This is a genomic window from Streptomyces sp. NPDC050121, assembly GCF_044460385.1.
GTDB classification, from domain to species: Bacteria; Actinomycetota; Actinomycetes; order Streptomycetales; family Streptomycetaceae; genus Streptomyces; species Streptomyces soliscabiei.
Window position 1 is genome coordinate 457,238 of the sequence record NZ_JBITJV010000004.1, and the last position, 25,042, is coordinate 482,279.

The window sequence follows — 25,042 nt, forward strand, 5'->3', positions numbered from 1 at the left end:
GGGCCGCCGCGCGCCAGCGGCCCCGCGGGTGGTGCTACTTAGGCTCGGGGTACGCCTCAGGGGTCGCTCCACCGGACTTGAAGGCGAGCGTTTGGACTTCCTGGCCAGCCCGGTAGAGGTTCCACGCCTTGATCACCAACGCGGTCATGTACGCCTCGTCGGGGCGGCCGGTCCCCTTGGCGAGGTTCTCCACCACCCGACGCAGGGCGTAGACGGGGTCGCCGGGCATCAGGCCAGCGCCGTCGCAGAGGCGGGCGAAGAAGAAGGCGCAGTCGACCCGATCGATCTGGTTGAAGAGCCAGTGACACAGGCCGGCGGTGCTGGACGTGAGGCGAACGGAGCTCCTGACGCGGCCTGCGATCTCGGCGGAGCGTCGCAGTTCGGGGTGCTCTTCGAGGACCTTGAGGAGCTGGCGGTGTGTCGGGCGCGCTTCTCCTGCAAGCCTGAGGTTGCGGCGGGCTCCGTGCTTCCATACGAAGACGCGGAGAAGGGCGGCGGCCAGGGAGACGTAGTGCTCCTCGCCGCGGAGTTTGAGGACGTCGCCGAGGCTGCGCTTGGCGCCGGTGTCCATGGTCTCCTGCGTGCTGTCGAGCAGGTTGGAGACGACGAGCATGCGGATGGTGGTGTTGGCGGTGGCGACGGCGCTGAGGCGGTGCTGGCCGTCGAGGAGTGCGCCGCCGATGATGGGCGGGTTGTCGAGGAGGACGGTGTCGCCCTTGGCGAACTTGATGCTCTGGCCGTCCTCGACCCAGTTCCCGTCACGCATGTCGGCGGCGTAGCCGTTGACGACGCGCTCGCGGAGGTTGCGGTTGTGGGTGTTTTGGGCGAGCCACTTCTTGGCGAGGTCGGGGGTGATGTCGACGACGGTGTAGATCGGGCCGTCGTGGGTGGTGCTGGGTACGATGGGATTGTTCATTACTTCTCCTGTTCGAGGGAGTTGGCGACGTCGGTGAGGGCGTCGGAGATGTTGTGGAGGCTCGTCGCCCACCAGCGGCGGGCCTCTTCGCTTGTCTGGGCCTGGTCGAGGTGCATGGCCTGGATCAGGCGGGTGGTGTTGTCCAGGGCGCCGAGGAGTTCGGGCATCTGGTGGTGGGTGATGTCCCGGTTCCTGGGGAACCGGTCGTCTTCGGTGAGGCGGACGAGACGTTCGGCGGTGCGCGCGAGGTCGCGGCCGGCGTCGGTGAGGGCCTCGGGGAGGGGGCGCCGCTTCGGCTTGGCCGGCTCGGAGCGCGTAGGTTCATCGACGACCTCGGCGTCGACTACTTCGTCCGTGCCGGGCTCGTCCCAGAAGTTCTCCTCGGGCGCAGGCCGGGTGGCGGGCCGCTCGCGACCGTCGAGGGACAGGACGACATCGGGCCGCGCGTCTGTTTCATCTGAAACAGACGACTGAAGATCGCGATGCACCGTGGCGTTTCCGGTGCCGAGCGCCGCCCCGATGGCTCGGGTGGACATGCCCGCGGCGGACATTCCGGCGACGATCTCGCGGCGTTGTTCGCGAGGGAGCCGGACACGGTGCTCGCCGTACTCGCCGTCGAGGTACGCGTCCCATGTCTCATAGCCGAGTGCAACCCAGTCTTGGGCGGCGTAGGCGGTGATGACGTCTTGCTGCCATTCGGCGAGGACGCGCATGCCGGAGCGGATGCGGTCGGCTCGGGCGCGGGCTTCCTCGATGTTCGGTGCCTGCACGATGTCGGTCACGCAGTCCTCCTTTCGTTTGCGGGCAAGTTCGGGGCACGTGTGTGAGACCCCCAGTTCAGGGAGGTCTGTGGTGCGGGTGGCGCGAACCGATATAGCCAACATACACTTGCACACATGAATGTTGGCTATGGTTGGGCAACTGGATGTGGACACATCCGCGTGGGACCATGCCGCCATGACCGAGGAGGAAGCCGTGACCCGCCTGAAGCAGGCGGCGGACGCCAAGCGCGCCGCCGAAGACGCTGCTGCCAAGCAGTTCGAGACCGCCGTCGTCGACGCCCTGCGTGCCGGAATCAGGCCGAAGACGGTGGCCTCCGCGACTGGCTACAGCTACGAGACGATCCGTCGGATCGCCCGTGCCAATGACATCGGCCGACTTCGTGAGCCGACCGTCACCAGCAGGAAGAAAGCCCGGCCGGGAGACGACTCCCCGGCCTGACCGAGGAGACCGCCGTTGCCCACGCCAGACATGAACGAGCGCACCGCCCTCTACCGCCTCTTCGACAGGCGGGGAGGGCTGCTGTACGTCGGCATTACCAACGACCCTGCCTTTCGCTGGAAGCAGCACCGAGGGGACAAGGGCTGGTGGCCGAAGGTCGCTGACAAGCAGGTCACGTGGTACGCGACGCGAGCGCTGGCGCTCCAGGCGGAGGCTCTGGCCATCCACACCGAAGGCCCCGCCTTCAACACGGTGCGACCGCACCTGATCGCCCATGTTCCTGAGCAGATGATGACGACAGCCGAGGTCAGCAAAGCCGAGGCCGAGATCCGCGCCGCCACGGAGAGGCGCGCCCGCGCCGTTGCCGCCTTTGAGCGGGACGACACCGCGCTGCGCGAGCTGTTCGTGGCCTGGCGCGCGCAAGGCGTCGGTCCGTCGGACATGGCCCGCTGGTCCGGCATGACCCGCGAGTGGGTTGCGAAGATCGCACCCGCCCCGAAGTCCTGACACTGTCGTCTCCTCCCTGGCCCCGCCGTGTGCGGGGCCTTCGTCGTGCTGTGGTCAGGTCCGCGTCCAGGCGACGGAGCCCTGTTCGACGTAGCCGGACGCCCGGCTCTCCCCGGTGGGCTCGCAGGTCTCCTCGTCGAGGACGGCCATGTAGTTGGTCCAGAACGAGACGCGGGCGCGGGCTGCGCCGATGGATCCGTAGGGGCCCTCGTACTCGGTGACCGTGGTGCCGTCGCGCAGATGCTTGGTGATGACGGCGCGGTAGACGGTGGCGTCGGCGGCCATGCCGATCGAGCGGGCCATCAGACGGCCCTCCGGAAGCTGGTCACGCGCTGGCCGCCGGGTCGTCGGAGGCGCACGCCGGCTTCGAGGAGCAGTTGCCGGGTGCAGCCGTAGGAGCGGCCGATTTGGCGGGCGGTGGAGGCGATGGTGCAGCCCTCGATGTAGAGGCGGGCGGCTTTCTCGCGGAGGCGGATGCGGGCTTCGCCGCGGGTGGGGATGCCGGTCATGCGAGCCTCCCGGCTTGTGCGGCGCGGGTGCCGCGCCAGACCTTCACGCCGGAGTGCTCTCCGCCCGGGCGCTGGGTCTCGTCCCAGCCGCACTGCTCGATCACCTGGTCGCGAACGAGGGATTGCACGAAGTTGCCCCAGTCGGCTTTCGGGTTCGCGGGCTCGGGGAGTTCGTTGGCTTTGGCGATCTCGTACGAAGTGAAGCGCCGGCCAGTACGCGCGGCTTCGACGAAGGCTTCGCGGACCTCGTCGACCCAGCTGTGGTAGTCGCCGGCGGGTTGCGGGAGGGTGCCGTCGAGGGTGGGTTGTTGGGCGGGCATCGGTTCCTCCGATCGGGTCTGGGGTCCGGGTCGGGCCGCCGCGTTGGGGGAAGTGCGGGGCCCGACCCGGTGACGCGCCGTGGGGGCGGCGCGCCGGGAGGGATGGTCAGTGCTGTGCGCGGCCGAGGTTCGGGAACTGGCGCAGGGGCAGTGACCGGCACGGCTCGCGCAGGCACGTGTCGACGAACAGCGGCTGATCCGGATGTGCCTGCTGGTGGAGCGCGTTGAGGGCGCTGTGCAGGCTCTCGACCGCACCGTGCGGGTCGCCGTTGCAGGCGTCGTCGCGGTGCAGCCCGAACTCGGACAGTTCGTCGTTGCTGACGTCGGTGAGGTAGTCGGAGATATCGACCTCGACGTCGGTGGTGATCGTCACGTAGCGACTGGCGGAACGCGTCTTCATGCTGGTCTCCTTGTTCCGGGCCCCGGCCGATGTCCGCGGCCGGGGCTGCTGTCAGGTGGTCTTGTGGTCGACGGCGGCCTGCGCCACAGGCACGGACGGCTCCGGAGTGGGGGCGCTCATACCGCGGCCCTCGTGGTGCCCGTCGCCCGCCACCGCTTGTCCGCCTGCGTGTTCGCAGCCCGGCACGGCTGGCAGGCTTTCTCCCCACGCTTCTTGTGCCGGTTGTAGCCAGACCGTGTGCCGCACATCGCGCCCACGTCGCGGAGCGGGCCGTCCGTGAGGTGCTCGCCCGCATGACAGCCGTAGAAGGCACACGAGCGGCGGATCAGCCCTACGGGGCTACGGCCGTGGGCCATCAGGAACGCGATGTGGAGCGGGTTGTAAGTGGTGCCCTTCCACTTCAGCTTCGGGGCGCCACGCCAGGAGCGGTGCCCGCCACGCACGGCGTCGCTGCGCCGCATGAACGCCTCCTGCGGTGTGGCCGGCGCCGGGTCTTCCTCCGGGATGTCGGGGTGGATGTGTTTGCCTTTGCGGCGTTCGTCGTGGGTGTAGCCGCCGAAGATGCCGTCGGTGATGTTGCTGGCGAGCGCGAATGCGAGGCATGCGGGCCTGGACGGGCAGCGCTGGCAGACGGCCTTAGCCTGCTCAACCTGGGCGAGGTTGATGGAGCCGTCGTAGCCCTTCGGGAAGAACAGCTCTGGGTCCTCGGTGCGGCAGGCGGCAGCATCCCGCCAGTCGGTAGCGCGGCCCGCAGTGTCGGGCACCATGTGACTGACGCCGATCACGCAGCCACCTCCTGCTCGGCCCGCGCCCAGGACAGGGCCCGCTCCAGATGCCGGGAGGTGATGCCGAGACGGTGCGCGGCCTGCTCACGGGTGTAGCCGTGCTCGCCCATCAGCCACAGCGCGTCCTCGCTGAGCGCGGCGTACGCGCTGACCGTCTCGCCGAGATCGGGTACGGCGGCCGGGCTGTCGATGTAGTCGTCGTCCCACGCCCCCGGCGGCACCCAACTGTTGGCTCCGGCGATTCGTTTGGCCTGCGCGATGTAGCGGGGTGCGATGTCGCGGCTGGCCGGGTCGACGTTCCACAGCGCGTCGTAGAGGTCCCGGACCTGGCGGACCGTGGCCACCGCGACCGCCTCCTTGCGGATCATTTCCCAGACCTGGCGGTAGTGGTTGAAGCCGAGCTCCTGCCCGAGCCGCTGCTGCGGCCAGCCGTTGGCGACGAGGGCTTGAAGCCGGCGCCGGGTTCCGGTGGCGTCGACGCCGGTGCCGGGTGCGACGTTGTCGAAGTCCGGGCGGACTGCGGTGATCCGGTCGGCGGTGAAGATGCGGACGCGTTTGGTTGGGACGTAGCCGCGGGTGTGGTCGCCGTACAGGATTCGGGAGACGCAGCCGCAGGCTGCTCCGGAGAGGCGGCAGACGCGCTGCCATCCGATGCCGTAGGTGCCGAGCATGCGGATGTGCTGGCGGGTGGGTTCGGCGTCGATGAGGGGCTGCCACCGGCCGTAGGCGACGAGCCGGTTGCGGTTGCGGTCGTAGTCGGCTGACCGTTTGAGGCAGTCCGGCCGACGGCAGCGGTAGATCTTGACGCAGGTGAGGTTGCGGTGGTGGGGGGCTTCGCGGGGCTCGGCCGCCGCGTGGGCGGCCGGTGCCTCGACGTCGAACATGGGGGTGGTGGTCACGCCGCAGCCTCCTCGCCGAGGACGGCCTGCGAGACCATCGCGAACAGGTCCCTGGCCGCGCACCGCGTCACGGCGTTCCCCGACAAGCGGACCCGCTCCCGCTTGTTGCCGAGCCAGATGTAGTCCTCGGGGAAGTCCATGGCCGCCGCGTATTCGAACGGCTCCAGCATCCGGAAGCCGAGATCTTCGACCGAGGAGACAACCGCGCCCTTCAGCAGCGCGTGACGATCCACCGTGGTCACGGTCGGCAGCGGGTCGGTGGCCGGGCGGGCGTTGCCGTTGCCGTAGTACGGCACGACCAGGTCCGGCACAGCTAGGCCGTGGTGATTCCCGGACGCGCACACCGTGGCGAGCGGCTCGGTCACGGCACGGTGGCTGGAACCGCCACCGCGGAGTTCGACGATGTACGGCGGGACGGCGACGCCGGTCTCGTTGCGGGCCGTGCAGGTTCGCATGGGCTGGTCAGCCGGACGGGCCACCTTGCCTTCGCGGCCCTCGACCGGCACGAGGAGCGGCACGCCGTAGGTGTTGTAGCCGTCCGAGACCCTCGTCATCGTCTTCACGGCGAGCGGCCGCGCCCGGTCCCCGATCCGGACCGCGGGGAGCGTCCAGTCGATGGCGTCGGCGGCCGGCCGGACCGCGGGGAAGACCTCGGCGTGGCAGCGGGCGGTGGGGCAACGCCACACGTACTGCTGCTTGTACTTGCCGTAGCGGCGCTGCGGGTTCTTCCATGCTTGTACGGCGCGCACGGTGCGGTCGCAGTGCGGGCAGTACGCCGAGGGGCGGGTGAAGCGGTCGAAGTCCGGCTCGCGTTCGCCTTCCAGCCAGAACACGACGTACATGCGGTCGCGGGATTGCGGTGCCCCGTCGCCGAGGGCCTGGGCGTGCATGCTGTTGAGGCACACGGTCCGGGATCGGTACTTCATGGCGTGCATGGCGGCGATCCAGGCGGGCCACAGGATCCAGTCGCGTGCGTCGACGACGTTCTCGACGATGATCGCCCGGTAGCGGTGGTACTCGGCGAAGCGGACGACGTCCCACATGGTGGCCCGGGAGCGCTCCGCGGCCTCGTCGGGCAGGACCTCGCCGAACAGGTCCGGCGTGGCGTCGCGGTGACGGCGGGCGCCCTTGGCGATGGAGTGGTTGGTGCAGCTGGGGCTGAACCAGGCGAAGGTGGTGGTGGGGTAGCGGCGCGGGTCGACCTGGGAGATGTCGGCGCAGTCGTGGTCGGTGTCTTCGTGGTTGGCCTGGTGGACGTCGACGGCGAGACGCCAGTGGTTGAGGGCGGTACGGACGTGGCCTCCGGCCTGGCGGATGCCGGAGGAGGATCCGCCCGCGCCGGCGAAGCCGTCGGTGCAGTCGGCGGCGAGGGTGCGCCAGTTGACCAGCGCGGGGGCTGACGGCCAGGTCTTCCTGACTGTTGTGGCCTGCTCGGGGCTTGGGCGCCCCCACCGGTAGCGGCCGTCGCTGTGGAGGAAGCTGGCGGAGGCCGGGGCGTGGCCTTCGGACAGGATGCACTTTGAGGGGCCGCCCGTGCCGGTGAACTCGGCATTGCATGTGGGCGCGTCGTTGCGATGGAGCGTCATCGGTGGTCCCCCGTGGTGGCGTGGATGGTGGTGTGGCCTGCGTCGCAGCGGTGGGCGTGGTCGTGGACGACGACCGGGACCGTGTGCTGGCAGCCGATGCAGTGCCGGAACGCGGGTTGCGGCCAGCCCGGGCCAGCGAGTGCGGGGATCAGGTGGTGGCCGGGGACTTCGACCTCGATCCGGCGCGGGGCACGCGGCCCGCGGTGCCGGCGGGGCTTGCCGCCCGTGGCCCCGTAGCGGATCAGGAGCGCTCCGAGGACGAAGAACAGTGCGAGATAGCCGAGCCCGGCCTGCGCGGTGCCGTTCATGCTCCGGCCTCCTTGTAGCCGGGCTGCCAACGGCTGGAGTCCTGCGGCCGTGCGCCGGTAAGGCCGACCGCGTCGTCGTACTGCTTCTGCAGCCGGTCGGCGCGCCTCTTCTCCCGCCGCGCCTCCGCACTCCAGTAGGTGGCGGCACTGTCGCTCAACTGCGCCCGGAGCTCGGCGAGCTGCTCACGGAGTTCGGTGTTGGCCTCGGTGAGGCAGGCGTTGACGATGCTGACCGCGGCGAGTTCCTCGGCCACACGGTCGTGGCGCTGCCACCAGCCGTCCTTGACCTTCTTCACCCGCAGGGTCTCGGCCTGCTCGGCGGCGAGCGCGGCTTCGTGCCGGCGCCGGGTGACGAACGGGAGTTGGAGTCTCATCGGGCGTCTCCCGTCTGGGCGGGGCGCAGCGGCCACGAACCGTCGATCACCGCGTTGGGGTCCTTCTGGCGCAGGTACTCCTGGAACGACGCCGCCTGCGCGGCAGCCCAGGTCTCCTGCAGTTCGTGGAGCTCGTCGAGGAACGCCTTGCCGATCTCGCCGTGGGTGGAGGCGATCCGCCAAGCGACCCGGCACGCGGCGATGGCGTCGGCGTCCGCCGAGTGCGCGCCGTCCAGCGGGACTTGGTAGTGGGCGCACAGGTCGGTCAGCGTGCGCTTGCCGCGCCGGTACGGGTCGACCCGCTTGTCGAGGACGCGGGGATCGATGACGCGCAGGTCCCGGCCGACGGTGTCCGTCAACGTCTTGATGCCGTACCTGCGTGCCTCCCGGTCCAACAGGGTGAGGTCGTAGGGGGCGTTCATGATGACGATCGGCGTCCCCGCGAGAACGACCTGCGTGAGAGCGGCGACGATCTGCGCGATGCCCTCGGCGGCGTCCTGGCCTTCCGCCTGGGCGCGTTCGGTGCTGATTCCGTGGACCGCGGTCGCGGCCTCCGGGATATCGACCTTCGGGTCGAGGAGCCAGTTTGCGGGGAGGGCCGGGGCGCTGCCGCCGACCTCGACGATGCACGCGGTGACGATCCGGTCCTTCTCAACGTCGACGCCCGTGGATTCCGTATCGAAGCCGGCCAGTCGGCCGAGGTGCCACGGTGTGGGCTGGTTCATGTGTGTGGTCTCCTGTGTGAGCCGGGACGGCCCGCATTACGGGTGCGGGCCGCCCCGGTGCGAAATGGGCTACTTGCTGCCGGGCCGCGCGGCCGCGGGCCAAGTGGCCGGCTCGCGGGGGCCGTCGTCGACGACCTCGGCCGTGTACACGCCCTCGTCGTCCGGACCGGCCTCGCCGGATCCGACGCCGTCAGAGCGCTTCTCTTCCTCCGCCTTGACCTCGGCCGCCCGCGCCTTCAGGGCCGCGATCAGGTCGTCCGTGAGGTGGCCCGCGGCGTGCGCTGCCCGGTACACGTCCTGCACGTCGTCGACCGTCAACGCGCCCGCCGCATCAGCGAGGTAGTCCGGGCGCGGAGCCTCGATCGCGGCGACCGCCCGCGTGCCGGTCGGGTCCAGCGCAACCGCAGTGGGCAGCGGCCCGGTCAACGCCTGCCGAGTCGTAACGCCCCGGATCTCGACGACGACCACCGGGAAGTGCTTCGTCTGACCGCCCGCCACCCGGGTGCGCGGCTCGATCCGCAAGGTGACCGGAACGAGGCCCTTGCCGCCGGTGCCGGACAGCACCATGTCGACGGTTCCGGCGAGTTCGTTCGCGGCGTACCAGGAGTGCGTCTCCACCCGCCATACGCCGACGTCGGGCATGTCTGGCAGGACGACGTTCAGCCTGGAGGTGGCGGCGCACACCTTGTCCTTGGTGTACAGGTCCTGGCGCAGCAGGTGCCATTCCGGGCCGTGCTCGGCGAGGCACAGGCACGGGTGGCGGCTGATCTGCTCGATCGCGCCGTCGCAGCGGCGGACGCACCCGCCCTTGTTCCACATCTCGTTGGCCTGGGACAGCGGGTCTCCGGGCGGAAGGATCGCCTCGATCAGCTCGGCATCGGTGATCACCCGGAACTGGGGGGCGCCGTTGCCCTGGGGCTGCCAGCGCTCGACCTTGCCGCCCCAGGCGTTGGCGGCGGCAGTCACGTAATGCTCGGCGTGGCTGCTGATCACCCACGTCTTCGACTTGACCGGCCGGGGCCGCTTCTTCGGGTCGTCGTTGGGGATGCTGTAGCCGGTGCGCAGACGGCCCAGTTCGCGGGCTTGCTTTTGTGCGGTGCGGATTCGGGAGCCCATCGGTCAGGCCACCTTTCGATAGTTGCGCCACCGGGCCGGAACCGGCTGATCGGGGGCGAGGAGGGCCGGGTAGGAGGAAGGGGCGGCGTGGTGCCACAGCGCGTTGGCGAGAGCCCCACGGAACGCCTTGTGGGCGTCGCGGCCAGCAGGCATCTCGACGAGGGCGTGGGACTTGGCCCGCAGGTTGAGGACACCGGCCCGCTGGATCTTCGGCATCGGCTGCTCGGTGTCGTCCGGGAGCAGGACCGACTCGCAGTAGCGGAGAGCGGCGAGCTGCTGGGTGTTCTCCGGGTAGACGTCCTTTGCGGAGCGGGTGGCCGACGTCTTGAAGTCGATCAGCCACAGTTCGAGGACGCGGCCGGGCCCGGTGGGCAGCCAGATCATGAGGTCGGCGGTGCCCGCGTAGCCCAACCGCCGGTGCAGGCAGGTGATCTCTGCGGCCTCGACGTGCTTGTCGACGTCGACACCCCAGAAGCCGAGGAACTTCTCCAGCTGGGCGAGATAGGGCGCGACCTCGGCTTCGACCGCGAACGGCGCTCCGAGGAGGCGCTGTTCGGCGGCTCGATGGATGCGGGTGCCGAGGTCGGATGCGCAGTCGCGGACGTCGATGTGGATCTGCTTGAGCTCCTTGACGAGCGCGGCCCGGTCGGTGATGGCCCGGCGAGCGACCTCCATGCGGTGGTCGAGGATCCACTCGACGGTGAGCTTGACGGCCCACGGGATCAGGGCGTGCTTGTGGACGCTGGTGTTGAGGACGTTGGTGACGGACACGAGGTCCGGGCCGCCGGCCGGGTCGCTGTAGTAGCGACCGTTGTCGGTGTCTTGGGCGTGCTTGGGGTTGGTCACTGGTGGCCCTTCTGGCAGCAGGGGAAGGGGCAGGGCGGGTCGGGCAGGAGCTCCATGGCCGCCCACCCGGCCGCGATCCCGGCGATGACGTCGCAGTACGCGGCAGCCGGGAACAGCAGGGCGACTGCCGCAGTGGCCGTGCAGGCGGCGACGAGGACGGCCAGGACGAACCCGGCGTCGAGGGCGAGGGCGCGCATCACCGGGCCACCCCCGTCGTCTTGGAGAGAGCCCAGGCACCGAATCCGGGCCACGGGTTGTGTTCGGGGCAGTAGTCGCGGTTGCCCTTGGTGCGCTTCCATCCGGCGGCGCGCGCGTGGTGACGGAGCACGGTTTCCGGGGCGGTGCCGTCGCCGTGGATGTAGCGGGCGGTGCACAGCGGCTTGTCGCAGACGAGGTGACGGACGCGATGCCGGCTCACGAGGCCGCCCCCGTCGCGGTGTAGTAGCGGACGCCCTTCTCGTCGTGCGCGATCAGGTGTCCGGCCCAGGTGAGGGCTTGGAGGATGCGGGACGCGGTGCCGGGACTGATCGGGTAGTGGCCAGCCGCCCTGAGGGCGACGACGGCGTGGCCTGACTTCCACCGGGTCTGCTTGCTGGACCGGATCGCGGCGAGGAGCGCTGCCTCACGCGCGGCCTGCTCCTGCTGCCGGGCGACGAGTTCGGACACGGCGGTCACGGGGTCACCTCGACCCACTTGCCGGACTCCCACTCCGGGCCGGTCATGCGGATGATCAGGCATGTTCCGTCGGTTTCGATCAGCCAGCCGACCGCAGTCAGATCGCCGCGGATCGGATGGGGGTCGACGGCGAGGACACGGAACTCGTCGCCGCGCCACTGGTAGGCGTGGTCGACCTCGAAGAAGCCGGCGGTGGGCAGCATGTCCACGTTGTTCGGGCGGACCGCACCCCGGGCGATCTGTGAGGCGAGGCTGGCGCACGTGTCGCCCTGCGCCCGTTCCTGCTTGCGGCTGCGGACGTGGAACTCGCGGGCCTTCTTGATCAGCCACGCCGTCACCTCGGCCAGCACCTCGGTGCGGTAGTCGTCGAGGCGGGCGTTCATCTCCGTCTCGCGGGCCGCGGCCTCGGCCGGACTGTCACAGATCGGCAGCATCGCGTGAATCCGGTCGCGGGCACTCACGCCGACCGCCGATCCTGCTGCTCGGGCAGCGGGTTCGCCCCGAAGTGGCGGACGGTCGCCTGCATCGACGGGTGCCGGTACAGCCGGTACGCCCACGAGCGGCCCGTGTCCTGGAGCGACACCTCGTCCAGCTCGCACGCGGGGCAGCCCGCCTCGAACTCGTCCGGGTTGTCGTGGTCGTGGTCGTTCATCACAGGTCCCCGTCCATCTCGTCGTGGGAGTCGGCCGCGTTACGGCAGCGGCTGGAGCAGAAGGTGCGCCCGGCCGGAATCTCCGCCGGACACTCAGCGCACGGCACCGTCTGGGGAGCCCCCTGCGGGTGCCTGCGCAGCCATTCGCGGCGCACGTTGTAGCGGGCGTGCACAGCGGCGACCTGATCCAGGAACTCGCCCACGGTCCACGGCTTCAGCCCGCGCGACCGGCGCTCCCACGCGGCCTCCACCGCAAGCACCGAGTCGACCTCCAAATCCGCCAGCGGGCGGGACTTAAGCGGCGTCGCCATCACGCACCGCCCGTCTCGGGCAGGTCGTGACCCAGCCGGTACTCGTGATGCGTCGACGCGTAGTGCTCGCCCTCGGCCGGCTTCGGTGAGAACGTCTCCGCAACCCACCCCGCCAACGGGCCCAACACCTGCGGCGGAGCGATCCGCTGCGGGATGGCGTCCGGCTCGACATCCTCATGACGCGCCCGCAGCTCCTGCACCGCGTCGTCCAACGCCTCGTTCGTGCTGCGGCGCTCCGCCTCCAACTCGGCCACCCGGGACCGCAGCCGCTCCAACTCCGACACGTCGTCGTCGCCCTGGACCACGATCGGCGTCACACATCCCGACGTCTCCGACAGCGGTCGGTCGTCGTCCGGGTGCGTCCAGAACTGAACGTGGATCCCGTGCTCGTTGACGGTCCAATCCCAGTACTTCTCGTGCGCGTCCGACTTCGCGAGGTCGTCGCAGCACTCACGCGCAGCCTCGGCCGTCGTGAACAGCTCCGGCTCGGCTCCGTCATACAGAGCGAGGAACACCTCACGCGGCGGGTTCGCCATACCGGCCAGTCGCATACGCAGGTTGTTCAGCTCGGCCACGACCTTGAGCGGCAACGTCTCCGCCTGCGGCTTCGAGCCCACCGGCATCGGCAGAACATCCGCCGACCCGACGATCCCGTGCTCCGCCAACTCCGCCAGCGTCGCCATCACGAACTCCGGGCACCGACACACATCCGCCGGCGCGTACAGCGGCTCGCCGCCACGAAGCGAACCGCGTCGCGTCCAGCACGTCCCGTCCACGGTGTTCACCACCAGCGGGGCGCTCACGCCGCCACCGCTGCATCCGTCAGAGCCGACGTCGGGCACGACAGACAGATCCGCACCCGCACGTCCCGCCACACCACCGCCGCGGCGAACTCGATGTACGGCTGGCCGTCGAGCTGGAACGGCGACTCGGCCACGCTCGCGCCGAGGGCGTCCGCCCACGCGGCGACGACCGGTCCCGGGTCCTGGAACATCCCGCCGCCGGACAGCTGGTCGGCCAGGCCCTCGCGGTTCGAGATCCGCCAGGCCAGCGGCGGCAGGTCGCCGAACTCTTGCAGGATCTGCGTCAGCGCGATCGCTGCGGTGATCTGGGTCTGAGATGATGCGTTCAAGGCGAACGCCTCGCTTTCTGGAGTGAGTGAGGTGGATCAGCCGAGTCGGGGGTCGTCGGGTCGCGTCCGGCGGCCCTTCGGCGCTTTGTGGGGGGTCAGGCGGCGGCCGTGCGGCGGCGAGAGACGGCCGGGCCGCGGCGGCTGGCCTGGTAGTAGGCGGCGAGGTCGGCGCGGCTGACGCGGATGACGCCGCCCTTGATCTCCTGGCTGTAGCCGAGCCGGCCGTTGGCCAGATAGCGCCGTACCGTGCGGACGCTGCACTTCAGTTCGGCGGCGACCTGGCGCAGGCTCAGGTACTCGGAGGGGGTATCCACCGGGGACTGGGTGCTGTTCACTTCACTTCCTTTCAGGGGGTTTCGGGTGGGGGGCGAGGAGTTCGGTCTCGTTCGCTTTCAGGGCGGCTCTGAGGCCCTGGTACTTGCCAGGTCTCATGCGGTGACGGTCGCCGCGTTCGAGCTTTCGCAGGAAGCTGGCGGTGATGCCGGCTTGGTCTGCGAGTTGCTGGACTTCCATCCCCGCTTGCATGCGCTTGGTGCAGATAGCCGTCCCGTCCACCTCGAAGGTGGTTGGGGTTTGTGCCATGCATAGAAGTTACCCAAAGATGCCCACGCTGTCTAGCCAAAGATGGCCCCGTGTTGCCACTAGTTGCCAACGTGTAAGCCTAGATGCCCCGTGAGCTGGGCAAACGGAAGGGCGAGAATGGGCCTAACCGAGCCGTAGTCCTGGCTGGTCCCCTCCAGTCCTGCCAAGATGAAGGCATGCCATCTGTTTCCGATGAGGCCCTCCAGCGACTGGCTGACGTAGCCAAGCGCCGTCGCGCCGTGCTCGGCCTCGCACTGAACGACCGAAACGCCAAGGCCGCCGGCACCTCAAAGGGGACATGGCAACGAGTCGAGAAAGGCCTGAAGATCCACGACAGCAACTACGTGAAGATCGACGGCCTGCTCCGCTGGGCGCCAGGTAGCTGCGTCGCCGTGCTCGAAGGTGGCGAGCCCGTACCGGTCGGCGACATGGAAGACGCAGCCGCGGCCGGAGTGCAGAAGTCGCCGCTATCGCAGGATGTTGTCGACGAGCGGGTTCAGAACGTTGTGCGGTTGGCGCTAATCGCCACGGCGAAGGGGACGACGGCCGAGGAGATTCGGGAGATGAGCGAGCGCGTGGCGCGCGATCTCCGCGAGGAAGGCCTCACCTGACTGAAGTTCCGTCATTTGCCGTACAACCATTTGACTTTACCGTTTTGTTACTAACTCTCTGTATCCCCTCCGGTCCCAACCAGTCCCAACAGGTCCCAAACGTGGCAGAGTCGTGACACGTCCTCGGAGGCTTCCCTGAAGGCGACTCATAGGGGGAGCCATGCAGCAAAACGACGCGCTCATAGTCGACTACGGGCCGAAGTTCCACGGAGCGGCGGTCCGCACCGACAAGGGCATCGTCTGTGTAGTACCAAGCCAGATCCGCGACAGCCCGCCAGCACAGGCATCGATGCGGGAGATGGTGCAAGAGCTCGGTGGTGAATGCGGCCGATGCCCGAACTGTCCCCTGGGGAGGAAAGGCTGAAGCAGGCGAACGACGCGGAGTCTCGGCGGCAGGGGTGCCTGCCGAGCCACCGCGGCACGAAACAGTGGGGGGCGAATGGCCAGGCGTTCCTTGGACGTCTACACGGAATGGCGCGGCGGCACGTGCCGGGTGAAGTGGTGGACGGGCGAGTACCACGACGACGGCCGTAAGCGCTTCAGATCCAAGGGCGGTTTCACAGACGAGGACGAAGCCTATGACCACGGCCTCGATCAGATGGCCGAGATCCGGCGCGGCGAGCATGTCTCCACGCGCGACGGCAAGACCCTCATGTCGGACTGGCTCAACGACTGGCTCGCAGCGATGGACCACTCCCACCTCACCGAACGCGGCTACCGGTCCGTGATCGAAAACCACATCCGGCCGTACTTCAAGAAGCGCAACACCGCCGTCGCCGACATCGACGTCCTCGCCTACCGGGCATTCCGCAAGTACATCAACGGCGCGGTCGGGGAAGGCAGCGCCAAGAACGTCATGATGGTCCTCGGCATGGTCCTCGACGACGCCGTCCCGCGCCTCATCAAGACGTCCCCCGTCGAACGGACACGCCGCCGCGGCAAGTTCAAGAAGAAGGCCAAGGAGCGGAAGAAAGACGTCACGCCAGAAGCCGTGGAGCAGCTCGCCGTCAACGCGCGCACCTACTTCGGGCAGGCCGGGTACGCGTTCATGTGGACGATGGCCATGACCGGGATGCGGCCGGCGGAGTTGTACGGCCTCACGCGGGAGTACTGCTATCCGAATTGGCCCGCGTCCGATCCCCGAACCGACCCTGCCGAAGAGGTTCGTTACGAGGAGGACGCGGAGCGGTACGGCAAAGGCGGGGAGCGGATGCCAGCCATCCGTGTTGAACGCCAAGTTCAGTACAAAGAATCAGAGCTGCAGTTCTTCCCCCCGAAGTACGAGTCGTACCGCACGCTAGTGGTGCCCCCGTTCCTGGCGGACATGCTGGAGCAGCTGCTCGCCTCTCACGACAGCCGGTGGGTCTTCCCGGCGATCCAGGGCGGGAGCCTGGGGGCGGTGAACTTCGACTACCAGTACTGGCGGCCCATCGCCGACGGCGCCGAGGCCCGTAAGGGGCCCCGCGTGAGGAAGCCGCGGGCCGCCATGCCGGCAGTGCCGTCGTTCAAGGGCAAGCGCCTGTATCTGCTGCGCCATGGGCACAAGGCGTGGCTGGACGAGGACGGGCACAGCAAGTTCGCGGTGGAGTCGCGGATGGGGCATGAGGTTCCGGGCGTCGAGGGCGTGTACAGCAGCGTGACGGTGCCGATGGAGCGTGCCATCATGAAGTCGTTGCAGGAGCGGTGGGACGGCTTGCAGGAGCGCTTGAAGAGCGTGGGCGGCTGATTCGTTTCCCATTCGTTTCCCAGTCGAGCGATATCGATCAAGGGATCCGCTGGTCAGGCTGCTATGGTCGCCCAATCTCCCGACTTCCAGATGAAGTTGAGCGCGGTGACGGCGAGGGCGATGGGCCTCAGGGCGGGCCAGGTGACCGTGCGGAAGCGGCGCCAGGCGCCCGCGCCGTCCACCGCGGCCGCCTCGTGCAGCTCGCGCGGGGTGTTCTGCAGGCCGGCGAGCAGGGTGACCGTCGTCTGCGGCATGCCCGCCCACACGCCCACGACGATCACCGCGGGCAGAGCGCTCGCCAGCCCGCTGAGCCAGTCCCGTCCGTCGCCCAGACCCAGGTCGCGCAGGGTCTCGTTGAGGATGCCCGCGTCCGGGTTGTAGACGAGTCGCCACATGACGCCGACCACGACCTCGGGCATCGCCCAGGGGATGATCGCGAGGGCGCGGGCCAGCCAGCGCAGCCGCAGGTCCTCGTCGAGGAGCAGGGCGAGCCCGAGGGCGAGCAGGAACTGCGGGACGGTCACCCCGACCGCCCAGACCAGGCCGATCCGGAACGACTCCCAGAACAGGGTGTCGTGCAGCAGGTCGGAGAAGTTGAGGGCGCCGATCCACCGGGTGGGCGCGGTGCGGCCCGCCTGGGCGTCGGTGAACGCCAGCAGGATCCCGTACAGCAGCGGGCCGACGCTCAGGACCAGGATGGGGATCAGGGCGGGGAGGACGAGGAACCACGCGCCGCGGCCGGCGGTGGTGCGCGGCGGGCCGGTGCCCGTCGCACGGCGCACCGTCCCTGTCTTCTCGGTCGCCAACGACACCGAAGCGTCCCCCTTCCCGCGGCTGTGACGGGCCCCGCCATGGTCGTGAAGGTGCTGAACGCCGTCAAGACACCATGCGCATGCTCCGATCTGTGCGAATGCGACACTGGCCGTCGGATGGCCGGATCCCGACGCCGTGCGGTGGGGCCGGGCGGCCAACGCGCAGAACGACACGGAGGCGGGCGATGGACGAGGCACGGGCGCGGGACGTACTGGCCGCGGCGGGGGCGCTGCCCGGCCCGGCGGCAAACGCGCGGCTGCTCGCCCTGGGCGAGAACGCGGTGTTCGCCGCCGGTGACCTGGTGGTGAAGGTGGGCCGGGACGCCGAACTCCTCGACCGGGCCCGGCGCGAGCTGGACGTCGCTGCCTGGCTCGCCGAGGCGGGCGTGCCTGCGGTCCGGGCGGCCGAGCCGAAGCCGCTGCTGGTCGAGGGGCATCCGGTGACCGTGTGGCAGCGGCTGCCCGACCCGGTACGGCCTGCCGAGCCACGGGATCTGGCCGAACTCCTGCGCCTCGTGCACGCCCTGCCCGTCCCCTCCTTCGGTCTGCCCCCGCGCGACCTGCTGTCGGGAGTGGAACGCTGGCTGCGGCTCGCGGGCGACGCGATCGACCCGGCGGACGCGGCGTTTCTGCGTGAGCGCCGCGACGGCTTCGCCGCGGCCGCCGCCGCGCTCACCCCGCAGCTGCCGCCCGGCCCGATCCACGGCGACGCACTGCCCCGCAATGTGCACATAGGCCCCGACGGTCCGGTCCTGGTCGACCTGGAGACCGTCTCCGCCGATCTGCGCGAGCACGACCTGGTGGTCATGGCGCTCTCCCGCGACCGCTACGGCCTGCCCGCCGAGGCGTACGACTCCTTCACCGCGGCGTACGGCTGGGACGTGCGGGAGTGGGCGGGCTGCGCGGTCCTGCGGGGCGCCCGTGAGACCGCGAGCTGCGCCTGGGTCGCCCAGCACGCGCCCACCGGTGCGCCTGCGCTGGCGGAGTTCCGGCGCCGGGTGGCGTCGCTGCGGGACGGGGACGAGGAGGTGCGGTGGTATCCGTTCTGATCCGGCTGCTGCGGGCATGGCGGGCCGAGGTCCGGCTCAGGAGAGACGCCGGCGCATCCCCCGGGCGGTGAAGCCGACGGGCGCGACGCCCCGGCCGATGACGACGAGCGGGTGAATGCGGGGAAAGAGCGAGGTGCCCGCAAGAACGTCAGACGGTCTCTCCCGCGACCTCTCGTACGGGCCAGGCTCCGTCGATCACCGCGTCCGTCTCTCCCTTGCGGCGCAGGAAGTTCTGGAAGTCCGCCGCCCACTCGGCGTACCACTCGATCTGGCGGCGGTGCAGCTCCGCCGGTCCGAGGGCCGCGACCTTGGGGTGGCGGGCGGCTATCGCGCAGGCCAGTCGCGCCGCGGCGAGGGCGTCGGCGGAGGCGTCGTGGGCGGAGTCGAGCGGGACGCCGTATTCGGCGCAGACCGCTTCGAGGTTGCGCTTGCCGCGCCGGTAGCGGTCGACCGAACGGTCGATGGTGTACGGGTCGACGACCGGCGCCGGATCCACGCCGCCCAGGCGCTCGCGCAGCGACGGCAGGCCGTGGCGGCGCAGTTCGGCGGAGAGGAGGGTGAGATCGAAGGCGGCGTTGTAGGCGACGACCGGGACGCCGGTGCGCCAGTACCCCACGAGGACCTCGGCGATCGCGTCCGCGACCCGGTCGGCGGGGGCGCCCTCGGCGGCCGCCCGCTCGTTGCTGATCCCGTGCACCGCCACCGCGTCCGCCGGGATCTGAACGCCCGGGTCCGCCAGCCACTCGCGGTGCCCCAGGACCTGCCCGTCCCTGACCTCGATCACGGCTGCCGTGACGATGCGCGCCTCGCGCGGGTCCGTCCCGGTCGTCTCCAGGTCGAAGCCGATCAGCAGCTCCCGGTACCAGGCCATGATGGCCCCCCTTCTTGGCGGTGCTTCCCCCAGTGGTCTCCACCCTCGCATGCGCCACTGACAATCAGAGGACCGCGTTCCGCTTCCCGGCGGGCACAAAGGGATCATTCAGGACACGGGTCGTGAATCCGCCCAGGCCAGCTCGAACTCCTCGCGATAGGCCGGGAAAAGTCCGCTTTCATCCACCTCGCCCGACTTGACCACCCGGTTGCCGCCTCGCAGCACCAGCACCGGCGCCTCCATGCCGCGCATGCGCCGCAGATAGGACTGGATCACCGCGATGCCGTCGGTGCCGTCACCGTCGACGAGGTAGGCGGTGAAGCGGGGCGTCTCGTCGTAGACCTGGATCTGGAAGGCGCCGGGGTCGCGCAGCCGGGCGCGCACCCGGCGCATGTGCAGGATGTTCATCTCCACCGCCCGGCTCAACTCGCCCCGCTTCATGCCGAGTTCGCGCTCCCGGCGCTTGACGGCGCTGGAGGCGGGGTTGAGGAACAGCAGCCGTACGCGGGCCCCGGCCTCCGCGAGGCGGACCAGCCGTCGGCCGGAGAAGTTCTGCACGAGCAGATTGAGGCCGATCCCGATGGCGTCGAGACGGCGGGCGCCGTCGAAGATGTCCTCGGCGGGAAACTGGCGCAGCAGCCGCACCCGGTCGGTGTGGACGGCGACCACGTCCGCGTACCGGTCGCCGACGAGGTCCTCGACGGCGTCGACGGGCAGCCGACGCGCGGAGGGGACGTCGCCGCCGGTGCCGAGCATCTCCAGCAGGCGCGCGGAGGCCCGTTCGGCCTGGTTCAGGACGGCCTCGGACAGGGCCCGGTTGCGGGAGACGACGTTACGCGTCACCTCCAGCTCGTCCAGGGCGAGTTCGACGTCGCGACGGTCGTCGAAGTACGGCTCGAAGCAGGGCCAGTGCTGCACCATCAGCTCACGCAGCTGCGGCAGTGTGAGGAAGGAGATCACGTTGTCGTCGGCCGGGTCGAGCAGATAGCCCTTGCGGCGGCTGACCTCGCGGACGGCGACCGCGCGCTGCACCCACTCCTGTCCGGCGGGTCCGGCCGCGGCGACCACCCACTCGTCGCCGTGGACGGGCTCATAGATGGGCCGCAGCACGGCGGCCACCACCGCGCGCAGCCGCTGTTCCACGAGGTTCAGCCAGATGTAGGCCCGGCCGGCCCGCTGGGCGCGGGTGCGCACCTCCCGCCAGGCGTCGGCGTCCCAGTCCAGCTCCGGTCCGATGGCGTTCGTCTCCATCGGCCGGGCCAGGGACACCGTGCCGGGCGGGACGTCTGCGGAGCCCCCCTCGTGACCCTCGTCACCAGGGGGCAGCTCCAGCCCTCCCGAGCCCACCCAAGCACCGCCTTCCGCTCCCCCGAGCACTCCCCGTCCCAACGATCAAGGAAGGGTACTCCGGGAGCGGCGGGCGGTGCAGCCGGATGGACAGGTCGTTTCTCAACTACCGCTGTTCGTCTGTCCGTTCTCCCCCGCGAGGGCGGGCGGAGTGAGCGGATTCATAGCGGTGACGTCCCGGGGGACGAGGGAGAAGCCCTGCCAGTGGACCGGCATGGGCTGCTGGTCCTCGTCCCGGGCGATGTGGTGGAAGCCCACGTTCACCCAGGCCACGGGGTGGGTGAGGGTCTGCCCGTTCACCCACTTGTCGACGGATGTGCCGTGCAGCGGACTGCCGCAGCTGCGCACGTTGTTGCTGGCGTACTGCTCGCACTTGTTGTACTGCGTGAAGTAGATGTCGTGCTGGGTGAAGGGGCGCCCGCCGTACTTGGTGGTGGCGCCGGGGACGAACTCGTAGGAGCGCGCGTGGCCGTCCTTGTTCTTGCCGGTGGCGCTGACCACCCGCCACCAGCGCATGTTCTTGGCGTCGCCCGCGAGTTCCTTGGTGACGGGCGTGCGGGTGGTCTTGGCGGTCGGGCCCTGCTCTCCGCCGGCGGGCGGCCTGACCACCGAGTCGTACTGCTCCACCTTGGTGTTCGAGGAGCCGTCGAGGCCGAAGTCGAGCCGCCAGAAGACGTTGTGGCTGTGGCTGGTGGCGTAGGACTTGGCGCCCTTGCCTATGGGCCAGCCGCGGCCGTCGCCGGCGTCGTAGTCGAAGGGTGAGAGGCTGCCGGTGGCGCCGACGTTCATGTTGATCGCGCCGTCGTCGGAGAAGCGCCACTCGGTGATGTACTCGTACCAGCCGACCTTGTTGACGGTGTAGATCAGCAGGTCCTTGCCCTGGGTCTGGAAGACCTTGTTGCCGTCGGCCTGCATGCGGTAGGCGTGGCCCCGCGCGCGGGTCGTGGTGCACAGGCCCTTGACGTTCGGGTTCTCGGAGGTGGACGGGTCGGGGACCTTCACCGACTTGATGGTGCCGCCGGGGCACTCGGCGGGCGCCAGGTTGACCAGGCCCGAGCCGAAGTTGTAGTCGGTGATGTCGTTGTACTCGTTCTTGCCGTCGTCGTACGGCACATGGATCTGGGCGATCTTGGCGCTGTTGAGGACTCTGATCGGCTTGGTCTCGCCGGGCGGCTGGTAGGAGACCTTCTCCAGGACGAGACCGGACTTGGCCTCGAAGCGCCAGCACATGCGCCAGGTCGTGCCCGTGGAGAGCTTCTGTTCGATGCGGTAGGCGGCGCTGCAGTCGGCGGCCGGCGCGGGGGCCGCCTTGGGCCGGGCGACGGCCGGACCGGCGCCCGCGGTCACACCGGCGGCCAGCGCGGCCACGGAGACCCCGAGGACCGCCCCCTTGCGGGCGCGGCTCATTCCCCGCGGCCGGACGTCGCTTTTCAGATACGGAACGCGCATGACGACATGACTCCCTTTGCATCCCTCTACGGGAGGCAAGTTGGAAAAACGGACTGAGGGGAGGACGTGCGAGACGGTTCAGCCGGCGAGCCGGGCGACCTTGCGGGTGCTGAGGTCGATGACCAGGGAACGGGCGTCGATCCATGGACCGTTCTTGGCCTTCGGCAGCAGCCGTACGCAGCGGTGTTCGCCGCACTTGTCGAGGACGGCGGGCTCGGCGCCCGGCACCGCCCGGTACACCATGGCGGCGAGCTGCAGTTGGTCCGGGGAGGTGAGCTCCTTGCCGGTGGCGTCCTTGAAGTCGGCCTTGAGGCCCGCGCCCAGCGGGTCGGCGATCAGCAGCCTGGCCGCCTCGGTCTGCTCGGCGGCGCTGAGCGGCGGCTGGACGCCGTGCTCGGTGCCGGTGGCCTCGACCTTGCCGGTGTCGAGGTTGACGGTCTTGGTGACGAGCGAGTCGGTCCCGTAGTCGTAGAACGACACCTCCGCGCGGCGGGGCGCGTCGGGGTCGTCCACCTCGTCGGCCTCGGGCTCGGCGAGGTCCACGCCGAGGCGCTGCGGACCGCGGTCGCCGTCCACGTCCTTCCCGGCGGTGAGCATCTGCCGGTTGAGCGCGATCTTCTCGACGCGCTTGATCTCGTCGTCGGTCAGCGGATCGCGGCCCTGGCCCTTCGCGCCCTCGGCCGGCGCGCCCTCGACGACGCCGGGCTGCACCGCCGCCGCGGCGTCGCCCTGCTGCCGCCCGGCCGCCTGCCCGGTGCTCCGGCCGGCCTTGCCCCCTGACGTGTCGTCCGCCCCCGCCGTGCCCGGCAGCGTGATCCCCACCATCACGGCCGTCGCGGCCACCGCGATGGCCGTACCTGCCACCACCTTGCCCAGGTGGCGGCGCACTGTCGTGCGCACAATCTCCCCCTGCTCCCCCTGTTGACGGGAGTACGTGTCTTCCCCACTGGTTCGGCATACGACGTACTACGAGGTACTGCGAGGTACCACTGCAGATGTCGTCGTATGCGCTGGTCGCATGGTAAGAGGGACGTAAGTCACTGGTGGTTCCCTCACTTTCCGGGAGACTCGACGCCAAGGCGCCCCCGACGGGGCGGCACACCTGGAAGAGTCGTGTCCATGCAGGTCTGGCCTGGAGAGGCGTATCCCCTCGGTGCCACGTACGACGGCGCCGGCACGAACTTCGCGGTCTTCACGGAGGCCGCGGACCGAGTAGAGCTGTGTCTGCTGCACGACGACGGCTCGGAGACGGCGGTGGAACTGCGGGAGAGCGACGCGTTCGTGCGGCACGCGTACGTGCCGGGCGTCATGCCGGGGCAGCGCTACGGCTTCCGGATGCACGGTCCCTACGATCCCGCGCGCGGGCTGCGCTGCAACTCGGCGAAGCTGCTGCTCGACCCGTACGCGAAGGCGATCAGCGGTGCGGTCCGGTGGGGCGAGGAGGTGTACGGCTACCACTTCGACGCCCCCGAGCGGCGCAACGACCTCGACTCGGCGCCGCACACGATGACGTCGGTCGTGGTCAACCCCTACTTCGACTGGGGCGACGACCGCAGGCCACGCACCGAATACCACCACACGGTGATCTACGAGGCCCATGTGAAGGGCCTGACGATGCGCCACCCGGGGCTGCCGGAGGAGCTGCGCGGCACCTACGCGGCCCTGGCGCACCCGGCGCTCATCGAGCATCTGACGGAGCTCGGGGTGACAGCTCTGGAGCTGATGCCGGTGCACCAGTTCGTCAACGACCACCGGCTGGTCGACATGGGCCTGAACAACTACTGGGGCTACAACACGATCGGCTTCTTCGCCCCGCACAACGCCTACGCCTCCTGGGGCGACCGCGGTCAGCAGGTGCTGGAGTTCAAGTCGGCGGTGCGGGCGCTGCACGAGGCGGGCATCGAGGTCATCCTCGACGTGGTCTACAACCACACCGCCGAGGGCAACCACCTGGGCCCGACACTGTCCTTCCGGGGGATCGACAACCAGTCGTACTACCGGCTGACGGACGACCCCCGCTACTACATGGACACCACGGGCACCGGCAACTCCCTGCTCATGCGGTCCCCGCACGTCCTACAGATGATCATGGACTCGTTGCGGTACTGGGTCCTGGAGATGCACGTCGACGGGTTCCGTTTCGACCTCGCGGCGACGCTGGCCCGTCAGTTCCACGAGGTGGACCGGCTGTCGTCGTTCTTCGACCTGGTCCAGCAGGACCCGGTGGTGTCCCAGGTGAAGCTGATCGCGGAGCCCTGGGACGTCGGCGAGGGCGGCTACCAGGTGGGGAACTTCCCGCCGCTGTGGACCGAGTGGAACGGCAAGTACCGCGACACCGTGCGGGACGTGTGGCGGGGCGAGCCGCGCGCGGTCGGCGAGTTCGCCTCCCGGCTGACCGGCTCCTCCGACCTCTACCAGGACGACGGCCGCCGACCGCTGGCCTCCATCAACTTCGTGACCTGCCACGACGGGTTCACCCTGCACGACCTGGTCTCCTACGACACCAAGCACAACCAGGCCAACGGGGAGGACAACCGGGACGGCGAGAGCCACAACCGGTCGTGGAACTGCGGCGCGGAGGGCGAGAGCGACGACCCGGAGGTGCTGGCTCTGCGGGCCCGGCAGATGCGCAATTTCGTCGCCACGCTGATGCTGTCCCAGGGCGTGCCCATGATCAGCCATGGGGATGAGTTCGGCCGCACCCAGAAGGGCAACAACAACGCCTACTGCCAGGACAGCGAGCTGTCCTGGGTCGAGTGGCCCGACGCCGACGAAGGCGGAGCGGGGGGAACCGGAACGGACCTGCTGGAGTTCACGCGCGCGTTGGTGTGGCTGCGCAAGGAGCACCCCGTCTTCCGGCGGCGCCGCTTCTTCCACGGCCGGCCCGTGGAGGGCACCCACGACGAGCTGTCGGACATCGCCTGGTTCACCCCCGAGGGGACGGAGATGACACCGCGGGACTGGGACCGGGCGCAGGCGTCCGCGCTGTCGGTGTTCCTCAACGGCAACGCGATCTCCGAGCCGGGCGCGCGCGGCGAACGGATCACCGACGACTCCTTCCTGCTGATGTTCAACGCCTCCGCCAAACCACTGGAGTTCGTGGTTCCGGTCGACCACGGCAGGCAGTGGCAGGTGGTCGTGGACACGGCGAACCCGGAGGCGGTGGCGCAGGGGGCGGGCACGAAGGTGCAGGCCGGGGCCCGGCTGACACTGGTCGACCGCAGCATGACGGTGCTGCAACGGCCTACCCGGCCCCTGTGAAGGGACCTGAAGGGCTCTGAAGGGCTCTGGAAGGGATCTGGAAAGGATCTGA

Annotated in this window: 33 protein-coding genes and 2 pseudogenes; 6 read left to right on the forward strand and 29 right to left on the reverse strand. The window is 69.7% G+C overall.

What is annotated here, in order from left to right:
• Positions 1–34: 34 nt before the first annotated feature.
• Positions 35–916, reverse strand: coding sequence for a hypothetical protein (locus ACIBTS_RS09325; RefSeq protein WP_399317871.1), 882 nt, complete (start codon positions 914–916; stop codon positions 35–37).
• Complete coding sequence (locus ACIBTS_RS09330) at positions 916–1,698, reverse strand: hypothetical protein (protein ID WP_399317873.1); 783 nt, start codon at positions 1,696–1,698, stop codon at positions 916–918. The genes ACIBTS_RS09325 and ACIBTS_RS09330 overlap by 1 nt, the downstream gene beginning before the upstream one ends.
• 175 nt (positions 1,699–1,873) lie before the next feature.
• On the opposite strand from ACIBTS_RS09330, the gene ACIBTS_RS09335 reads away from it, so the two are divergent.
• A complete protein-coding gene (locus ACIBTS_RS09335) occupies positions 1,874–2,137 on the forward strand; it encodes a hypothetical protein (RefSeq protein ID WP_399317875.1) in 264 nt (87 codons plus the stop codon).
• Positions 2,138–2,152: 15 nt separating this feature from the next.
• On the forward strand, positions 2,153–2,644 hold the full coding sequence (locus tag ACIBTS_RS09340) for a GIY-YIG nuclease family protein (protein ID WP_399317876.1): 492 nt from the start codon (positions 2,153–2,155) through the stop codon (positions 2,642–2,644).
• A 54-nt stretch (positions 2,645–2,698) separates the two neighbouring features.
• Here the strand turns inward: ACIBTS_RS09340 and ACIBTS_RS09345 are convergent, their stop codons facing one another.
• From ACIBTS_RS09345 to ACIBTS_RS09450, 22 genes and pseudogenes are all read right to left on the reverse strand, one after another.
• Positions 2,699–2,947 carry a hypothetical protein gene (locus ACIBTS_RS09345; protein WP_399317879.1) on the reverse strand — a complete coding sequence of 83 codons (249 nt, stop codon included), beginning with the start codon at positions 2,945–2,947 and terminating at the stop codon, positions 2,699–2,701.
• The gene (locus tag ACIBTS_RS09350) at positions 2,947–3,153 is read right to left on the reverse strand and encodes a helix-turn-helix domain-containing protein (protein ID WP_399317881.1); all 207 of its coding nucleotides are present in this window, start codon (positions 3,151–3,153) and stop codon (positions 2,947–2,949) included. Before ACIBTS_RS09350 ends, ACIBTS_RS09345 begins: the two co-directional genes overlap by 1 nt.
• Positions 3,150–3,473 (reverse strand): hypothetical protein, encoded by a 324-nt coding sequence (locus ACIBTS_RS09355; protein ID WP_399317884.1) that lies wholly within the window; start codon positions 3,471–3,473, stop codon positions 3,150–3,152. The genes ACIBTS_RS09350 and ACIBTS_RS09355 overlap by 4 nt, the downstream gene beginning before the upstream one ends.
• Positions 3,474–3,579: 106 nt before the next feature.
• The gene (locus ACIBTS_RS09360) at positions 3,580–3,873 is read right to left on the reverse strand and encodes a hypothetical protein (protein WP_399317886.1); all 294 of its coding nucleotides are present in this window, start codon (positions 3,871–3,873) and stop codon (positions 3,580–3,582) included.
• A gap of 521 nt (positions 3,874–4,394) precedes the next feature.
• A pseudogene (locus ACIBTS_RS09365) lies at positions 4,395–4,640 on the reverse strand (WhiB family transcriptional regulator); the annotation flags it as partial.
• 14 nt (positions 4,641–4,654) lie between these two features.
• Positions 4,655–5,557, reverse strand: coding sequence for a hypothetical protein (locus ACIBTS_RS09370; RefSeq protein WP_399317888.1), 903 nt, complete (start codon positions 5,555–5,557; stop codon positions 4,655–4,657).
• Positions 5,554–7,143, reverse strand: a complete 1,590-nt coding sequence (locus ACIBTS_RS09375; protein WP_399317889.1) for a DNA cytosine methyltransferase — start codon at positions 7,141–7,143, stop codon at positions 5,554–5,556. Before ACIBTS_RS09375 ends, ACIBTS_RS09370 begins: the two co-directional genes overlap by 4 nt.
• Entirely contained in the window at positions 7,140–7,451 is a 312-nt protein-coding gene (locus ACIBTS_RS09380) for a hypothetical protein (RefSeq protein ID WP_399317891.1), read from the reverse strand. The genes ACIBTS_RS09375 and ACIBTS_RS09380 overlap by 4 nt, the downstream gene beginning before the upstream one ends.
• Positions 7,448–7,825, reverse strand: a complete 378-nt coding sequence (locus ACIBTS_RS09385; protein ID WP_399317893.1) for a hypothetical protein — start codon at positions 7,823–7,825, stop codon at positions 7,448–7,450. Before ACIBTS_RS09385 ends, ACIBTS_RS09380 begins: the two co-directional genes overlap by 4 nt.
• Positions 7,822–8,550 carry a 3'-5' exonuclease gene (locus tag ACIBTS_RS09390; RefSeq protein ID WP_399317895.1) on the reverse strand — a complete coding sequence of 243 codons (729 nt, stop codon included), beginning with the start codon at positions 8,548–8,550 and terminating at the stop codon, positions 7,822–7,824. The genes ACIBTS_RS09385 and ACIBTS_RS09390 overlap by 4 nt, the downstream gene beginning before the upstream one ends.
• A 69-nt stretch (positions 8,551–8,619) precedes the next feature.
• Positions 8,620–9,666: a hypothetical protein gene (locus ACIBTS_RS09395; RefSeq protein ID WP_399317897.1), complete on the reverse strand. Its 1,047-nt coding sequence runs from the start codon at positions 9,664–9,666 to the stop codon at positions 8,620–8,622.
• Between the two features lie 3 nt (positions 9,667–9,669).
• Entirely contained in the window at positions 9,670–10,512 is an 843-nt protein-coding gene (locus ACIBTS_RS09400; RefSeq protein WP_399317899.1) for a hypothetical protein, read from the reverse strand.
• On the reverse strand, positions 10,509–10,709 hold the full coding sequence (locus tag ACIBTS_RS09405; RefSeq protein WP_399317901.1) for a hypothetical protein: 201 nt from the start codon (positions 10,707–10,709) through the stop codon (positions 10,509–10,511). The genes ACIBTS_RS09400 and ACIBTS_RS09405 overlap by 4 nt, the downstream gene beginning before the upstream one ends.
• Positions 10,709–10,930: a hypothetical protein gene (locus ACIBTS_RS09410; RefSeq protein WP_399317902.1), complete on the reverse strand. Its 222-nt coding sequence runs from the start codon at positions 10,928–10,930 to the stop codon at positions 10,709–10,711. Before ACIBTS_RS09410 ends, ACIBTS_RS09405 begins: the two co-directional genes overlap by 1 nt.
• On the reverse strand, positions 10,927–11,187 hold the full coding sequence (locus tag ACIBTS_RS09415; RefSeq protein ID WP_399317903.1) for a hypothetical protein: 261 nt from the start codon (positions 11,185–11,187) through the stop codon (positions 10,927–10,929). The genes ACIBTS_RS09410 and ACIBTS_RS09415 overlap by 4 nt, the downstream gene beginning before the upstream one ends.
• Positions 11,184–11,648: a hypothetical protein gene (locus ACIBTS_RS09420; protein ID WP_399317905.1), complete on the reverse strand. Its 465-nt coding sequence runs from the start codon at positions 11,646–11,648 to the stop codon at positions 11,184–11,186. The genes ACIBTS_RS09415 and ACIBTS_RS09420 overlap by 4 nt, the downstream gene beginning before the upstream one ends.
• Positions 11,645–11,839 (reverse strand): hypothetical protein, encoded by a 195-nt coding sequence (locus tag ACIBTS_RS09425; protein ID WP_399317907.1) that lies wholly within the window; start codon positions 11,837–11,839, stop codon positions 11,645–11,647. Before ACIBTS_RS09425 ends, ACIBTS_RS09420 begins: the two co-directional genes overlap by 4 nt.
• Positions 11,839–12,150 (reverse strand): hypothetical protein, encoded by a 312-nt coding sequence (locus ACIBTS_RS09430; protein WP_399317908.1) that lies wholly within the window; start codon positions 12,148–12,150, stop codon positions 11,839–11,841. Before ACIBTS_RS09430 ends, ACIBTS_RS09425 begins: the two co-directional genes overlap by 1 nt.
• The gene (locus ACIBTS_RS09435) at positions 12,150–12,953 is read right to left on the reverse strand and encodes a hypothetical protein (protein ID WP_399317911.1); all 804 of its coding nucleotides are present in this window, start codon (positions 12,951–12,953) and stop codon (positions 12,150–12,152) included. The genes ACIBTS_RS09430 and ACIBTS_RS09435 overlap by 1 nt, the downstream gene beginning before the upstream one ends.
• Positions 12,950–13,282 (reverse strand): hypothetical protein, encoded by a 333-nt coding sequence (locus ACIBTS_RS09440; RefSeq protein WP_399317912.1) that lies wholly within the window; start codon positions 13,280–13,282, stop codon positions 12,950–12,952. Before ACIBTS_RS09440 ends, ACIBTS_RS09435 begins: the two co-directional genes overlap by 4 nt.
• A 95-nt stretch (positions 13,283–13,377) precedes the next feature.
• Positions 13,378–13,617 (reverse strand): helix-turn-helix domain-containing protein, encoded by a 240-nt coding sequence (locus ACIBTS_RS09445; RefSeq protein WP_399317914.1) that lies wholly within the window; start codon positions 13,615–13,617, stop codon positions 13,378–13,380.
• Position 13,618: 1 nt separating this feature from the next.
• Positions 13,619–13,864, reverse strand: a complete 246-nt coding sequence (locus ACIBTS_RS09450; RefSeq protein WP_399317915.1) for a multiprotein-bridging factor 1 family protein — start codon at positions 13,862–13,864, stop codon at positions 13,619–13,621.
• A gap of 176 nt (positions 13,865–14,040) precedes the next feature.
• On the opposite strand from ACIBTS_RS09450, the gene ACIBTS_RS09455 reads away from it, so the two are divergent.
• Positions 14,041–14,475 carry a hypothetical protein gene (locus ACIBTS_RS09455; protein WP_399317917.1) on the forward strand — a complete coding sequence of 145 codons (435 nt, stop codon included), beginning with the start codon at positions 14,041–14,043 and terminating at the stop codon, positions 14,473–14,475.
• Between the two features lie 439 nt (positions 14,476–14,914).
• On the forward strand, positions 14,915–16,201 hold the full coding sequence (locus ACIBTS_RS09460; RefSeq protein ID WP_399317919.1) for an integrase: 1,287 nt from the start codon (positions 14,915–14,917) through the stop codon (positions 16,199–16,201).
• A gap of 62 nt (positions 16,202–16,263) precedes the next feature.
• Here the strand turns inward: ACIBTS_RS09460 and ACIBTS_RS09465 are convergent.
• Positions 16,264–16,983, reverse strand: a pseudogene (locus tag ACIBTS_RS09465) (carbohydrate ABC transporter permease); the annotation flags it as partial.
• A gap of 215 nt (positions 16,984–17,198) precedes the next feature.
• Here ACIBTS_RS09465 and ACIBTS_RS09470 point away from each other — a divergent pair.
• Positions 17,199–18,062 (forward strand): phosphotransferase enzyme family protein, encoded by an 864-nt coding sequence (locus ACIBTS_RS09470; protein ID WP_399317920.1) that lies wholly within the window; start codon positions 17,199–17,201, stop codon positions 18,060–18,062.
• 148 nt (positions 18,063–18,210) lie between these two features.
• On the opposite strand, the gene ACIBTS_RS09475 is transcribed toward ACIBTS_RS09470, so the two are convergent.
• The 4 genes from ACIBTS_RS09475 to ACIBTS_RS09490 all read right to left on the reverse strand — a co-directional run bounded on the left by ACIBTS_RS09475 (position 18,211) and on the right by ACIBTS_RS09490 (position 22,629).
• Positions 18,211–18,933, reverse strand: coding sequence for a 3'-5' exonuclease (locus ACIBTS_RS09475; RefSeq protein WP_399317922.1), 723 nt, complete (start codon positions 18,931–18,933; stop codon positions 18,211–18,213).
• Positions 18,934–19,041: 108 nt separating this feature from the next.
• Complete coding sequence (locus tag ACIBTS_RS09480) at positions 19,042–20,280, reverse strand: SAV2148 family HEPN domain-containing protein (RefSeq protein ID WP_079658851.1); 1,239 nt, start codon at positions 20,278–20,280, stop codon at positions 19,042–19,044.
• Positions 20,281–20,382: 102 nt separating this feature from the next.
• Positions 20,383–21,729 (reverse strand): copper amine oxidase, encoded by a 1,347-nt coding sequence (locus ACIBTS_RS09485; RefSeq protein ID WP_399317923.1) that lies wholly within the window; start codon positions 21,727–21,729, stop codon positions 20,383–20,385.
• Between the two features lie 78 nt (positions 21,730–21,807).
• Positions 21,808–22,629, reverse strand: a complete 822-nt coding sequence (locus tag ACIBTS_RS09490; protein ID WP_399317925.1) for a Tat pathway signal sequence domain protein — start codon at positions 22,627–22,629, stop codon at positions 21,808–21,810.
• A gap of 219 nt (positions 22,630–22,848) precedes the next feature.
• Here ACIBTS_RS09490 and glgX point away from each other — a divergent pair, with 219 nt between their 5' ends.
• Entirely contained in the window at positions 22,849–24,990 is a 2,142-nt protein-coding gene (glgX, locus tag ACIBTS_RS09495; RefSeq protein ID WP_399317927.1) for a glycogen debranching protein GlgX, read from the forward strand.
• Positions 24,991–25,042 lie beyond the last annotated feature (52 nt).